The sequence below is a fragment of the Methylobacterium sp. FW306-05-D genome, assembly GCF_058782155.1.
The window spans coordinates 65706-77772 of record NZ_JBYSXL010000013.1 but is presented as its reverse complement, the minus strand read 5'-3'; the positions used below and the strand labels follow the sequence as shown (position 1 = coordinate 77772).

Here is a 12067-nt window from a genome sequence, read left to right as displayed (position 1 = left end):
GAAGCCGCCGCGGTATCCGCCGAACCCGGCATGGCGGAATCCGCCGCCGCCGAAATTGCCGCCCCGGAAGCCGCCGCCACCCAGGCCGCCGCCGTGGAAGCCGCCGCCACCGCCCCGGAAACCGCCTCCGCCGCCGCCCGGACGTGCGTCGGCGGAAGCGGGAATCATCGCGAGGGCCCCAACCAGGGCGGCCGAGGCCAGAAATATGCGCTTCATGGGAGAACCTGTCGTTCGCATGTCGATCCCGAGGATCGAACTTCTGGTGAACGAACGCGGGGCCTGACGACAAAGTTCGTTTCACACCCCCTTCCGCGTCGCTTTGCCGATCCGGCGATTGACAAACCGGCCGTCGACCCTGAATCTGGAAGCATTCCGAGGGGGGCTCCGAGTCCGGGAGCTGAGATTGGGCGCGTCGCCCTGACCCTTGAACCTGATCCGGTTCGTACCGGCGGAGGGACGGGAATCTCAAAAGACGGCGCGAATCCCCAGGCGCCATCCCCTCCAGAAACCGCCGCATTCGAACCGAATCGTCTCCCACGCCAGGAGCGAACCCGATGAATGCACCCGTTCTCCCGAAGGATCTGCCGCAGGGCCAGCCCCAGGCGGTGACCACCGGCCCGATCATGGGCTCGCGCAAGGTCTACGCGGCGGTGGCCGGACACGACGACATCCGGGTGCCGTTCCGCGAAATCACGCTCAGCGATCCGAAGGAGGACCCGGTGCGGGTCTACGATCCGTCGGGCCCCTACACGGAGACGGATGCGAGGATCGACCTCCATGCCGGCCTGCCGCTGGTGCGCGAGCCCTGGATCGCCCGGCGCGGCTACGCCACGGTGACGCCGCGTGCGGTCAAGCCCGAGGACAACGGGTTCGTGCCCGAGGACAAGCTCGTGGCCCCGTGTCCGGCCACCCGGGAGATCCGCAAGGCCGGTCCGGGCCAGATGGTGACGCAGTACGAGTTCGCCCGCGCCGGGATCATCACCGAGGAGATGATCTACGTCGCCAACCGGGAGAACCTCGCCCGCCAGACGATGCTGGAGGGCGCGCAGGCCGCGCTGGCCGACGGCAACAGCTTCGGCGCCTCCCTGCCGGCCTTCATCACGCCGGAATTCGTCCGTGACGAGGTGGCCCGGGGCCGGGCCATCATCCCGGCCAACATCAACCACCCGGAGGTGGAGCCGATGGCGATCGGCCGCAACTTCCTGGTGAAGATCAACGCCAATATCGGCAATTCCGCCGTGACGTCCTCGGCCGCCGAGGAGGTCGAGAAGCTGGTCTGGGCGACCCGCTGGGGCGCCGACACGGTGATGGACCTCTCGACGGGCCGCAACATCCACAACATCCGCTCGTGGATCGTGCGCAACTCGCCGGTCCCGATCGGCACGGTTCCGATCTACCAGGCCCTGGAGAAGGTCGGCGGCGATCCGCTCAAGCTCGACTGGGAGGTCTTCAAGGACACCCTGATCGAGCAGGCCGAGCAGGGCATCGACTACTTCACGATCCATGCGGGCGTGCGCCTCGCCCACGTGCCGCTCACCGCGCGCCGGGTCACCGGCATCGTCTCCCGCGGCGGCTCGATCATGGCGCGCTGGTGCCTCGCCGGTCACCGGGAGTCGTTCCTCTACGAGCGCTTCGACGAGATCTGCGACATCATGCGGGCCTACGACGTCTCGTTCTCGCTGGGCGACGGCCTGCGCCCCGGCTCGATCGCGGACGCCAACGACGCGGCGCAGTTCGCCGAGCTGGAGACCCTGGGCGAATTGACCAAGATCGCCTGGGACAAGGGCTGCCAGACCATGATCGAGGGCCCCGGCCACGTGCCGATGCACAAGATCAAGGTGAACATGGAGAAGCAGCTCGTGGAGTGCGGCGAGGCGCCGTTCTACACCCTCGGCCCGCTGACCACGGACATCGCCCCCGGCTACGACCACATCACCTCCGGCATCGGCGCCGCGATGATCGGCTGGTTCGGCTGCGCCATGCTCTGCTACGTCACCCCGAAGGAGCATCTCGGCCTGCCCAACCGCGACGACGTCAAGGAAGGCGTGATCACCTACAAGATCGCGGCGCATGCCGCCGACCTCGCCAAGGGCCATCCGGCGGCGCAGCTGCGCGACGACGCCCTGTCGCGGGCCCGGTTCGACTTCCGCTGGGAGGATCAGTTCAACCTCTCCCTCGACCCCGACACGGCCCGCGCCTACCACGACGAGACCCTGCCGAAGGACGCCCACAAGGTCGCGCATTTCTGCTCGATGTGCGGCCCGAAGTTCTGCTCGATGAAGATCACGCAGGACCTGCGCGCCGAGGTGCTGGCGATGGAGGCGGCCGGGCAGGTGCTGGGCGAGGCGACGCCGATGAGCGCCGCCGAGCGCGAGGCCGGCATGGCGGCGAAATCGGCCGAGTTCCAGGCCGAGGGCGGCAAGCTCTACGTCGACGCCGCCGAGTAGGCCGCTCGTCCCCGGATCGGTCACCGTCGTTTGACCGGTCCGGGGCAAGGACGAAGGGGAAGGATCGCCCTCGGTGCCTTGAACGCGATTTGGGTGTCCGACCGGGCGCCGTACGCGTCATGGAGCGTGCTCAGCATGAGCGTGGCCGCGACGTCGAAATCAGGCGGCGTCCCGAGGGCGATCTCCCGAACATAGTTCCTTACCGGATCGGCCTGAGCGAAGCCCAGTCGGGCGAGGGCCTGGGCCGAAGGCTGCGAGAGTTCGAAGCGAAGGGTGTCCGTCCTGGGGGCCATAAGCCGCCGAGGAGGCTTCGCAGTGCATCTGGGTATCCGAATCGAAGAAGATGCACTGGACGTAGCTCTGGCCCACGTGTGCATCGCTCACGACGAGGAAACGATCCCGCGAGGTGGAGGTCGGGCCGAGCCGGTGAATGCTGCGCAGCCGCTCGACCACGGCGCATCGATGGGTCGCGACAAATTCCGCGCGCCCGCGATCCGCCGGGGCTGCGGCCGACACGGAACCGGCGGCGATCACCACCAGTGCGGTTCCGATGGATCGAAGGCCGACAGGCATCCCCGGGGTGGCATTCATCCTGGCGATTCCAGAACCCGACCGATGCGTGCGAGCCACGCGAGAATGCGCGATCTTTCGCGCAATGCAATCGTAAATTGCGTCGATGGCCTCGGTCGGGCTTGCCGGGACGATGCCGCTCACGCGAACAGCCCGTGCACGAACCAGCGCGCGGGCGTCTCCATGGTGGGGAAGCCTTCGCGGTAGACCCAGAGCCGGCGCCCGGCCTCGTCCTCGACCACGTAATAGTCCCGCAGCGGACCCGGCGCCCGCCACCACTCGTCGGCGATGCGCTCGGGTCCGTCCGCATGGGCGACGCGGTGCAGGCGCCGGCGCCAGCGGAAGCGGTGCGGCGGACCGTCGGGCGCGAGCGCGATGACGTCCTCGGCGGCCTCGCCCCGGCTGAGCAGCACCAGGGGGCGCGGCGACCGGGGCTCCGGATCGGTCCGCCCCTCCCGGGCAGGCGGACCCGCCCGCCAGGGCTCCGCGATCTCGGCCCGCTCGGGCAGGTGGGTCGCGCGGAAGCCGAGCCGCATCATCCGCCGTCCCAGGCGCTGGCGCAGGGCATCCCCCAGATGCTCGGCCCTTCCGTCGACGGCGGGCGTCTCCACCAGCAGTCCCTGGCGCGCCGCGATCGTGCCCGTGGCGGTGACCGCGAGGCTCACGGTCTCGAAGCCGAAGCCGGCGTCGAGGGCCGGGCCGAGGCGGTCGAGGCGCAGGCTCAGCAGGCGCCCGAGCTGGGCCGGGCACCGGCTCGGCAGGCTCATGCCGAGGTCGAGGGTGCGCAGAACGCCGTCGACGCGGGTCAGGGACAGCCGCAAAGCCCGGGCGCCCAGGCCGGCCGCCTCCAGCCGGGGGGCCAGTCCTTCCATCAGGCGCATGGCCGTGGCGACGATGGTCTCCGGCCGTCCGATCGGCTCGAGGAAGCCGCGCACGGCCTCGAAATCGCGCGGGTCCTCGGCCGAGACGAGGGGCTCGGGCCGGCGGCCGAGCGCCTGGTCGAGGCGCAGCAGCAGGGTCTCGCCGAAGCGACGGGCCAGCGGCGCGCGGGGCGCGGCGGCGAGGTCGCCGATCCGGCGCAGGCCGAGGCGGCCCAGGGCCTGCGCCGTGCCGGGATCGAGGCGCAGGGCCGCGACCGGCAGGGCCTGCAGGGCCTCCCCGTTGCATCCGGGCGCCACGAAGCCGCCCCCGCCGTGGCGCGCCAGGGCGAAGGCGCAGGCGGGCGTATCGGCGAGGGCGATCCGCGCCGGGATCGCGCCCTCGCACAGGCGCCGGGCGAGATCCGCCAGCAGCTGCGCCTCGCCGCCGAACAGGTGGCTCGCCCCCGCGATGTCGAGGACGAACCCGTCGGCGCCCTCCGCCGGGCCGTAGGGCGCGACGACGGGGGTGTAGCGCTTGGCCCAGAGGCAGAGCCGGTGCAGGGCGGCGGCATCCGCCTCCGGGTCGGCGGGATGGACGGCGACGGGCGTGCCGATCCGGGCCCGGGCCCGGGCCAGGGTCTCGCCGGGCTCGAGCCCGAGGGCGCGGGCGGCGGCGTCCACCGCGACCAAGCGCAGGCCGTTGGCCTCCATCGCGGCCACCACCAGGGGGCCGTCATCGAGCGGAGCGTCGTCGCGGGCGCCCTCAACCCGAGCGCTGGACGCGTCGGTCGGGCAGGTCCGTGCCCGGGCCCGTCTCAGCCGCGTGACCGGCCAATGCTCCAGCCAGACCGAAACGATGCGCGGCATGATCCCACTCCAGAAGCCAGTGTCCGGTCCGCCCGTTGCGGCTTCGGTCGAGGGTCACCTGCCAGCACGGCCGCTCGATGCAGCCGAAGCGGTCGCGCAGGGCCTTGCCGGCGGCGATCCGCCAGCGGGTCGCGGCCACGTTGGGGCTCTCCGCCTCCGGAGGCCGCAGGACGAGGAGGAGGAGGTCGGTCCGCCCGGCCGCCAGGTGGAGCCGGCGGCTCTGGGCCAGGGGCAGGGCGGCATCGACGAGACCCGCCACGGCCGCCAGCCCCTGCGCGCGCAGAGATTCCTCCAGGGCCCGGTAGGCGTCGCCGTCGCTGGCGACCTCGAACAGCAGGAGCCGCCCCGGGTCGAGGCCGAGGCCGGCGAGCCCGTGTCCGTAGGGGAGGGGGTGGCCCTGGCCCACCACCAGCAGGGCCTCGCCCCGTACCCGGGCGAGGTGGCGCGCCACCAGGGCCAGGGCGAAGCCGAGGGCCGCCGGCTCGTCCCCGACCTGGGCCGGGGCGATCTCGTGCAGCTGCCCGAGGGCGAGGCCGCCCTGCGCGAGCCGCGAATCGACGTCGTGGATGCCGAAGGGGAGGGCACCCCGCAGAACGGAGGCGCCCCCGCGTCCGGCCACGAGGTCGCGCAGGGCCGCCAGATCGAGGGGGGGAGAATCCTGCGGTGCCGTGTCCCGGGACGGCCCATCCGCATCGAGCCGGTCCGCCGGCAGGATCTCGGTCTCCGCATCGGGAGGATCTTCAGGGCTCTGTCTCATCGGCTGCGCTCCTTCCCGCTACGCTAAGAACAAAACAGGAACACACTCAACCGGTTTCCGGCGGGATTCGGAATTTCTCCCGGGCTCAGGGACTTGGCCTGTGGAAGGCTGTGGACGCCTGTGGATAGCGGGCGCCGCAGCGGCATTCAGGTCACGCTTGACCCTGTGACGGCGGCAGGGCAGCACTCCTCGCCTGCCGCGCAGCAGACGCGGATCAGCCGGGAGAACTCCATGCGTCTCGCTCGTGCCCTCGTGGTCCTGTCGGGCCTCCTCACCGTCGCCGGCGGGCTCCCCGCCGCCGCGCAGACGGCGGCCCAGCCCAGGGGCGAAGACGCCAGGGCGGCGTCCAAGGCGCGCAGGCCCCAGGCCGTGTCGCAGCCGATCCAGGTCTACGATGCCCGCTTCGAGAACGGCGACCTGCGCATCTCGGGCAGCGTGCGCAAGCCCGGCATGGTGGTGGTGCTCGACGAGGACATCTCGATCATCGCCGACAGCCGGGGCCGCTTCGTCTTCCGCCTGCCCTACGTGCCCACCAACTGCATCGCCACCCTGAAGGCGGGCGAGGACGAGCGCGAGGCGGTCATCGCCAATTGCGGCCCCGCCGGGCAGCCCGGACCGAAGGGCGAGACGGGCCAGAAGGGCGAGACCGGCGACAGGGGCGAGACCGGCCCCGCCGGCCCGCAGGGCGTCGCCGGCCTGCCCGGTCCCCAGGGACCGAAGGGCGAGCCGGGTGCCAAGGGTGAGCCGGGTCCCAAGGGCGAGCCGGGTCCCAAGGGTGAGGCAGGCCCGAAGGGCGAGGCCGGACCCAAGGGTGAGCCGGGTCCGAAGGGAGACACGGGTCCGAAGGGCGAGACCGGCGCGAAAGGATCGCCCGGCGAGCGCGGCCCGGCGGGTCCGAAGGGCGAGGCCGGTCAGGCCGCCCTGGCGGCCGCCGCACCCGCATCCCCGTTCCGGGTGGTGCGCCAGGACACCTGCCCGGCCTCGGGCTGCGCGATCACCTGCGAGGGCACCGAGATCCTGGCCTCGGCCCTGTGCCTGAAGGGGGGCAGCGCCCTCGTGACGACGGGCGCCGACGGGTCCTTAAGCGCGACCTGCCCCAGCGAGGCCCAAGGCCTCGTCGGCCTCTGCGCCCGGCGCTGAGGGGCCGGCCGACCCGGGCGATCGCCCCTCGCCGAAACGGAGCCGTCCGGTGTAAGGACGCGCTTCGTTTCGCGCCGATGCCGATGCCATCCTTGTCGATGCCCCTCATGCCGCCTGTCCCTGCCCGTTCCGTTTCCAGCGCCCGCGGGGCTTCCCGATGAGCGTGGGCATCTGGGGCAAGCTCGGGGGGGCCGGCCTCGGCCTCGCCATCGGGGGTCCCCTCGGCGGACTCGTCGGCGGGGTGGCCGGGCATTTCCTGGTCGACCGCGAGGGCGCGCTGTTCGGCGCGACGCCGCGCGACGTGGTCTTCACCACCGGCCTCGTGGCGCTGGCGGCCAAGATGGCCAAGTCCGACGGCGTGGTGACGCCGGCCGAGATCGAGGCCTTCGCCAAGGTGGTGCAGGTGGACGAGCGCGCCCGGCCCGGCGTGCAGCGACTGTTCGACCTCGCCAAGGGCACGGCGAACGGCTTCGAGGCCTATGCCCGGCAATTGGCCACCACCTTCCACGACGAGCCGGCCCTGCTGGAGGACGTCCTCGACGGCCTGTTCCACATCGCCAAGGCCGACGGCGCCATCCACGAGGCGGAGGAGCGCTACCTGCGCGCGGTGGCGGAGACCTTCGGCTACGACGAGGCCGCCTTCCGCCGCATCGCCGCCCGGCACGTCCGCCTCTCCGACGATCCCTATCTCGTGCTGGGTCTCGACCACGACGTCGACGATGCCGGGTTGAAGGCGGCCCACCGGGCCCTGGTGCGGGAGAACCATCCCGACCGGGCCATCGCCCGCGGCCTGCCGCCGGAGGCGGTGGCCATCGCCACCCGCCGGCTCGCGGCCATCAACGCCGCCTATGACCGGATCAGCACCGAGCGGGGCCTGACGTGAAACCCACCCCCGAGAGCCCCGTCGCCACCAGCGTCCACCCATCGCCGAACCACGGCGAGCGGCGCGCCGGCCCGGTCGACCTCCTCATCCTGCACTATACCGGGATGGAGAGCGCGGCGACCGCCCTGCAGCGCCTCGCCAACCCCGTGGCGGAGGTCTCGGCCCATTACGTGGTGCTCGAGGATGGCCGCGTGGTGCAGATGGTGCCGGAGGGCCGCCGGGCCTGGCATGCGGGGCAGGGGTCGTGGGCCGGGATCAGCGACGTGAACTCGCGCTCGCTGGGCGTCGAGATCGTCAATGGCGGCCATGCGGGCGGCCTGCCCCCTTATCCCCCGGCGCAGATCGAGGCCGTGATCGCCCTGTGCGGCGACCTCGCCGGACGCTGGAACCTCGCTCCGCACCGGATCCTCGCCCATTCGGACATCGCGCCCGAGCGCAAGGAGGACCCCGGCGAGCACTTCCCCTGGGAGAGCCTCGCCCGGGCCGGCATCGGCCATTGGGTGCCGCCGGCGCCGATCCGCGACGGCCGCTTCTTCGCGCAGGGCGATGCCGGCCCGCCGATCGAGGCGTTGCAGGCGATGTTCGCCCTCTACGGTTACGACCTGCCGGTGAGCGCCACCTTCGATGCCCGCATGGGCGCGGTGGTGACGGCGTTCCAGCGCCATTTCCGCCCGGCCCGCGTCGACGGCGTCGCCGATGCCTCGACCATCACGACCCTGCGGGACCTGATCGCGGCGCTGCCGGGACGGTAGGGTCTCTCGATCCCGAACCAAAGTACGGACCCTCCCCCGCAGGGGGGGAGGGTCGAACGGGCCGCCGATCACGCCCGGTGCTGCACCGCCTCGCCGCCATGGCCGTGCACGTCCCCGTGCGCCTCGTCCGGCACCCTGCCGCGGGTGCGCCACAGGCTGTAGGCGATGCCCGCGATGAGGAAGACGACGGTGACCGCGAGGGAGACCCACGGCGGCACGTGGACGAGATCGAAGGTGTCGGCGACCACGATCTTCCCCCCGATGAAGATCAGGATGAAGGCCAAGGCCGTCTTGAGGTAGGCGAAGCGGTCCACCATCGCGGCCAGCGCGAAATAGAGGGCGCGCAGCCCGAGGATCGCGAAGATGTTCGAGGTGTAGACCACGAAGGTGTCGGTGGTGATCGCGAAGATCGCCGGCACGCTGTCGACGGCGAAGATCACGTCGGCGCCATTCACGAGGATGAGCGCCAGGGCCAGGGGCGTCAGCCACAGGGCGGTCTTGCCGGTCTTCGGGTCGGCCTTCCGCACCATGAAGTGCTGCCCGTGCAGCTCGGGCGTGATGCGCAGGACGCGCTGCAGGAACCGGACGGCCCTGTTCTCGCGGATGTCGCCCGGCTCCTCCTCCTTCGAGAACAGCATCTTGAGGCCGGCGAAGATCAGGAAGGCGGCGAAGATCGACAACACCCAGGCGGCCTGGTGCACGAGGGCCGCGCCGAGGCCGATCATCAGGCCGCGCAGCAGGACGGCGGCGAGGATGCCCCAGACCAGCACCCGGTGCTGGGCCGCCCGGGGAATGCCGAGCGCCGTGAGGATGACGGCGATCACGAAGACGTTGTCCATCGACAGCGACTTCTCGACCACGAGGCCGGCGACGTATTCCTGGCCCGCCTGCGGCCCGAGATACCACCAGACCCAGCCGCCGAAGATCATGCCGAGGGTGAAGTAGAAGGCTGTGAGGAGCAGGCTCTCCTTGACGCCGATCTCGTGATTCTTGTCTCGGTGCAGGAGCCCGAGGTCGAAGGCCAGCAATCCTGCGACCAGGGCATGGAAGCCCAGCCACATCCAGACCGGCTTGCCGAGCCACTCGTAGGACAAAATATCAACCATGACGCAGGACCGTCGATGCTTCTTGAGGAGAGAAAGCATCGGCTCCGACATCACGGAACGCATCATGCAGCATCCCGCCAGAGGGGCCCGCAGCCGATGAGGCGCAGTTGGGACTCTGAACCGGGCGAATCAAGGGCATCGACCCGTCACGCTTGACAGGGCCGGTCCCCGGCGGCTTCCCAGGGCGCATGACTGACAGCGAACGCAACGGCCGGGACGGGGCCGGGCCCGCCGTGATCGGCGGTGGACCGGCCGGTCTCGCGGCCGCGGAGGTGCTGGCGCAGGCCGGCCACGCCGTGACCCTCTACGACCGGATGCCGAGCGTGGGGCGCAAGCTCCTCATCGCGGGGCGCGGCGGGCTCAACCTCACGCATTCCGAGCCGCTCCCGGCCTTCCTCGGGCGCTACCATCCGGCGGGCGGGGCGCTCGCCGAGGCCATCGCGGCGTTCCCGCCCGGCGGCCTGCGCGCCTGGTGCGACGAACTCGGCCAGCCGACCTTCGTCGGGTCGAGCGGCCGCGTCTTCCCGGAGGCCTTCAAGGCCTCGCCGCTGCTGCGGGCCTGGCTCCAGCGCCTCGACGGGCTGGGCGTCCGCATCCGTACCCGCCACCGCTTCACCGGCTGGTCGGATGCGGGCAGCCCGGTCTTCGAGACCCCCGAGGGACGGGTCGAGACCGCCCACCGGCCGGTGCTCCTGGCACTCGGCGGCGCGAGCTGGCCGCGCCTCGGCTCCGACGGCGCCTGGGTGCCCCTGCTCGAACGGGACGGCGTCGCGGTGGCGCCCCTGAAGCCCGCCAATGTCGGGTTCACCGTCGCCTGGTCGCCGGTCTTCGCCGAGCGCTTCGCCGGCGCGCCCCTGAAGCGCATCGCCCTCGGCCTCGAGGGCACCCGCGTGCGCGGAGAGGCCGTGATCAGCGCCGACGGGATCGAGGGCGGAGCGATCTACGCCCTCGCGCACCGCATCCGGGCCGCCACCGAGCGCGGCGAGGCCCGGCTGGAGATCGATCTCCGCCCGGACGTGGAGGAGGCCGCGCTGGCGCGGGCGCTCCGCGATCCGAAGCCCGGGCTCTCCCTCGCCAACCGCCTGCGCAAGGCCGCCGCGCTGACGCCCGTGGGGATCGGCCTCCTGCGCGAGGCGGCCCACCCGCTGCCCGTGGGCGCCGAGGCCCTGGCGGCCCTGATCAAGGCGGCACCGCTCCGTCTCCTGTCGCCGCGCGGCCTCGATCGAGCGATCTCCACGGCGGGCGGGGTCCGCTTCGGCGAACTCGACGCCGGCTTCATGCTCGTCCGGCGGCCCGGCACTTTCGTCGCCGGCGAGATGCTGGACTGGGAGGCGCCGACGGGGGGCTACCTCCTCCAGGGGGCCTTCGCCTCGGGCCGCGCGGCGGCGGCGGGCATGCTGGCCTGGATGGAGCGGGGCGCGTGAGGCGCCGACCCACGAAAAAGGCTCCCTCTCGGGGGAGAGGGAGCCTGATGGTCCGGCGCGGCCGTTCCGGGCCGCGCGGTGCCGGGTCTCAGCGGCAGTACACGTCGCCGTAGGCGTCGCGGTAGGTGCCGTAGGGGCAGCGCGGGGCGGTGGAGGCGCCCACGATGGCGCCGCCGGCGCCGCCGATGGCCGCACCCGCGAGCGCGCCGCCGGCGCGACCGGTGGCGGCCCCACCGATGGCCGCACCCGCGAGCGCGCCGAGGCCGGCGCCGCCGAGGGCGCGGTCCTGCGGCGTGTTGCAGGCGCCGACCGAGAGGGCGAGGGCACCTGCGAGGGTGGCGGCAATGAGCTTCTTCATGGTTCCGAGACTCCCTTGTGCGTCGTGACCCGGCCTTGGGCCGTGATGTTCGTGCCGCCCGAGCTTAAGCATTCCGCCCGGGAAATGCACGCCGTACGGTCAAGGTTCCCGTCCGCCTTTCCGTTTCCCCGAAAAACCCTCTAGTGATGCGGCCATCCGGACCCATCGGGGCGGCGCCGGCCGCCCGTTCCGCCGCGAGGAATCCATGCAGCGCGCCACCGCCATCGTCCGCAAGGTCGCCGTCCGCGCCGATGCGATCGTCGACACGATCGTTCTCGACCATGCCGCCCGGCAGGCCCCGCCGGAGAGCCTGACGGGGGAAGGCGGCCTGAGCCTGTCCCTCGCCCTGGCCAAGGCCGCGGCCCTGGAGGACGGCGATGCCCTGCGCCTGGAGGACGGTCGCCTCGTGGCGATCCGCGCCGCCGGGGAACCGCTCCTCGAGGTCCGCGCCGAGAACCCGGCCCGGCTGCTCCGCCTCGCCTGGCAGCTCGGCGGCAGCCACGTGCCGGCCGAGATCGCCGCCGACGTGCTCTACGTTCCCCGCAGCGCCGCCGAACTCGTCCGCGGCCAGGGCTGCGCCGCCAGCCCGGTGACCCGTGCCTTCAAGCCCGAGCGCGCGGCGCACGACCACAGCCAGTGCGGCCACGACCATCACGATCATGCCCATCACGATCATGCCCATCACGCGCACGACCACGCGGACCACGGCCATGGAGCGCAGGCCCACAAGAACCACGACCATGCGGGCCACGACCACGCGGATCACGATCACGGGCATTCCCATGCGGCCCAAGGCCACGATCACGACCATGATCACGGTCCTGCGCATTCCCACGATCACGGCGCGCACGGCCACGTGCACGGCCCGGACTGCAAGCACGACCACTGAGCGGACCGGCCGCG

10 protein-coding genes, 1 pseudogene and 1 riboswitch are annotated in these 12067 nt (G+C 72.1%); of the genes and pseudogenes, 6 read left to right on the top strand and 5 right to left on the bottom strand.

All coding sequences use genetic code 11. The features are described from left to right. A pseudogene (locus AC3WLN_RS07440) lies at nt 1-216 on the bottom strand (hypothetical protein); the annotation flags it as partial. Between the two features lie 149 nt (nt 217-365). Continuing rightward, a riboswitch (TPP riboswitch) is annotated at nt 366-474 on the top strand. Between the two features lie 80 nt (nt 475-554). Between AC3WLN_RS07440 and thiC the strand changes: the two are divergent. After that, nucleotides 555-2447, top strand: a complete 1893-nt coding sequence (thiC, locus tag AC3WLN_RS07435) for a phosphomethylpyrimidine synthase ThiC (RefSeq protein WP_492480400.1) — start codon at nt 555-557, stop codon at nt 2445-2447. Between the two features lie 710 nt (nt 2448-3157). Here the strand turns inward: thiC and AC3WLN_RS07430 are convergent. Next, nucleotides 3158-4744: a Y-family DNA polymerase gene (locus AC3WLN_RS07430; protein ID WP_492480399.1), complete on the bottom strand. Its 1587-nt coding sequence runs from the start codon at nt 4742-4744 to the stop codon at nt 3158-3160. Continuing rightward, nucleotides 4641-5501 (bottom strand): ImuA family protein, encoded by an 861-nt coding sequence (locus AC3WLN_RS07425; protein ID WP_492480398.1) that lies wholly within the window; start codon nt 5499-5501, stop codon nt 4641-4643. Before AC3WLN_RS07425 ends, AC3WLN_RS07430 begins: the two co-directional genes overlap by 104 nt. 231 nt (nt 5502-5732) lie before the next feature. Between AC3WLN_RS07425 and AC3WLN_RS07420 the strand changes: the two genes are divergently transcribed. The 3 genes from AC3WLN_RS07420 to AC3WLN_RS07410 all read left to right on the top strand — a co-directional run bounded on the left by AC3WLN_RS07420 (nt 5733) and on the right by AC3WLN_RS07410 (nt 8276). Beyond that, nucleotides 5733-6641, top strand: a complete 909-nt coding sequence (locus AC3WLN_RS07420; protein ID WP_492480397.1) for a collagen-like protein — start codon at nt 5733-5735, stop codon at nt 6639-6641. A 157-nt stretch (nt 6642-6798) separates the two neighbouring features. Further along, nucleotides 6799-7524, top strand: a complete 726-nt coding sequence (locus AC3WLN_RS07415) for a TerB family tellurite resistance protein (RefSeq protein WP_492480396.1) — start codon at nt 6799-6801, stop codon at nt 7522-7524. Further along, the gene (locus tag AC3WLN_RS07410; RefSeq protein ID WP_492480395.1) at nt 7521-8276 is read left to right on the top strand and encodes an N-acetylmuramoyl-L-alanine amidase; all 756 of its coding nucleotides are present in this window, start codon (nt 7521-7523) and stop codon (nt 8274-8276) included. Before AC3WLN_RS07415 ends, AC3WLN_RS07410 begins: the two co-directional genes overlap by 4 nt. Nucleotides 8277-8344: 68 nt before the next feature. Here the strand turns inward: AC3WLN_RS07410 and AC3WLN_RS07405 are convergent, their stop codons facing one another. After that, the gene (locus AC3WLN_RS07405; RefSeq protein WP_492480394.1) at nt 8345-9382 is read right to left on the bottom strand and encodes a TerC family protein; all 1038 of its coding nucleotides are present in this window, start codon (nt 9380-9382) and stop codon (nt 8345-8347) included. Nucleotides 9383-9570: 188 nt separating this feature from the next. Here AC3WLN_RS07405 and AC3WLN_RS07400 point away from each other — a divergent pair, with 188 nt between their 5' ends. Continuing rightward, entirely contained in the window at nt 9571-10806 is a 1236-nt protein-coding gene (locus AC3WLN_RS07400) for a TIGR03862 family flavoprotein (protein ID WP_492480393.1), read from the top strand. An 88-nt stretch (nt 10807-10894) separates the two neighbouring features. Here the strand turns inward: AC3WLN_RS07400 and AC3WLN_RS07395 are convergent, their stop codons facing one another. After that, nucleotides 10895-11164, bottom strand: coding sequence for a YMGG-like glycine zipper-containing protein (locus tag AC3WLN_RS07395; protein WP_056212224.1), 270 nt, complete (start codon nt 11162-11164; stop codon nt 10895-10897). Nucleotides 11165-11369: 205 nt separating this feature from the next. Here AC3WLN_RS07395 and AC3WLN_RS07390 point away from each other — a divergent pair, with 205 nt between their 5' ends. Beyond that, nucleotides 11370-12053: an urease accessory protein UreE gene (locus tag AC3WLN_RS07390; protein ID WP_492480392.1), complete on the top strand. Its 684-nt coding sequence runs from the start codon at nt 11370-11372 to the stop codon at nt 12051-12053. The last annotated feature ends 14 nt before the right edge of the window (nt 12054-12067 follow it).

Coding starts and splice junctions, on each gene's coding strand:
- thiC (WP_492480400.1), top strand. CDS start 555: ATGAATGCACCCGTTCTCCCGAAGGATCTGCCGCAGGGCCAGCCCCAG.
- AC3WLN_RS07430 (WP_492480399.1), bottom strand. CDS start 4,744: ATGCCGCGCATCGTTTCGGTCTGGCTGGAGCATTGGCCGGTCACGCGG.
- AC3WLN_RS07425 (WP_492480398.1), bottom strand. CDS start 5,501: ATGAGACAGAGCCCTGAAGATCCTCCCGATGCGGAGACCGAGATCCTG.
- AC3WLN_RS07420 (WP_492480397.1), top strand. CDS start 5,733: ATGCGTCTCGCTCGTGCCCTCGTGGTCCTGTCGGGCCTCCTCACCGTC.
- AC3WLN_RS07415 (WP_492480396.1), top strand. CDS start 6,799: ATGAGCGTGGGCATCTGGGGCAAGCTCGGGGGGGCCGGCCTCGGCCTC.
- AC3WLN_RS07405 (WP_492480394.1), bottom strand. CDS start 9,382: ATGGTTGATATTTTGTCCTACGAGTGGCTCGGCAAGCCGGTCTGGATG.
- AC3WLN_RS07400 (WP_492480393.1), top strand. CDS start 9,571: ATGACTGACAGCGAACGCAACGGCCGGGACGGGGCCGGGCCCGCCGTG.
- AC3WLN_RS07395 (WP_056212224.1), bottom strand. CDS start 11,164: ATGAAGAAGCTCATTGCCGCCACCCTCGCAGGTGCCCTCGCCCTCTCG.
- AC3WLN_RS07390 (WP_492480392.1), top strand. CDS start 11,370: ATGCAGCGCGCCACCGCCATCGTCCGCAAGGTCGCCGTCCGCGCCGAT.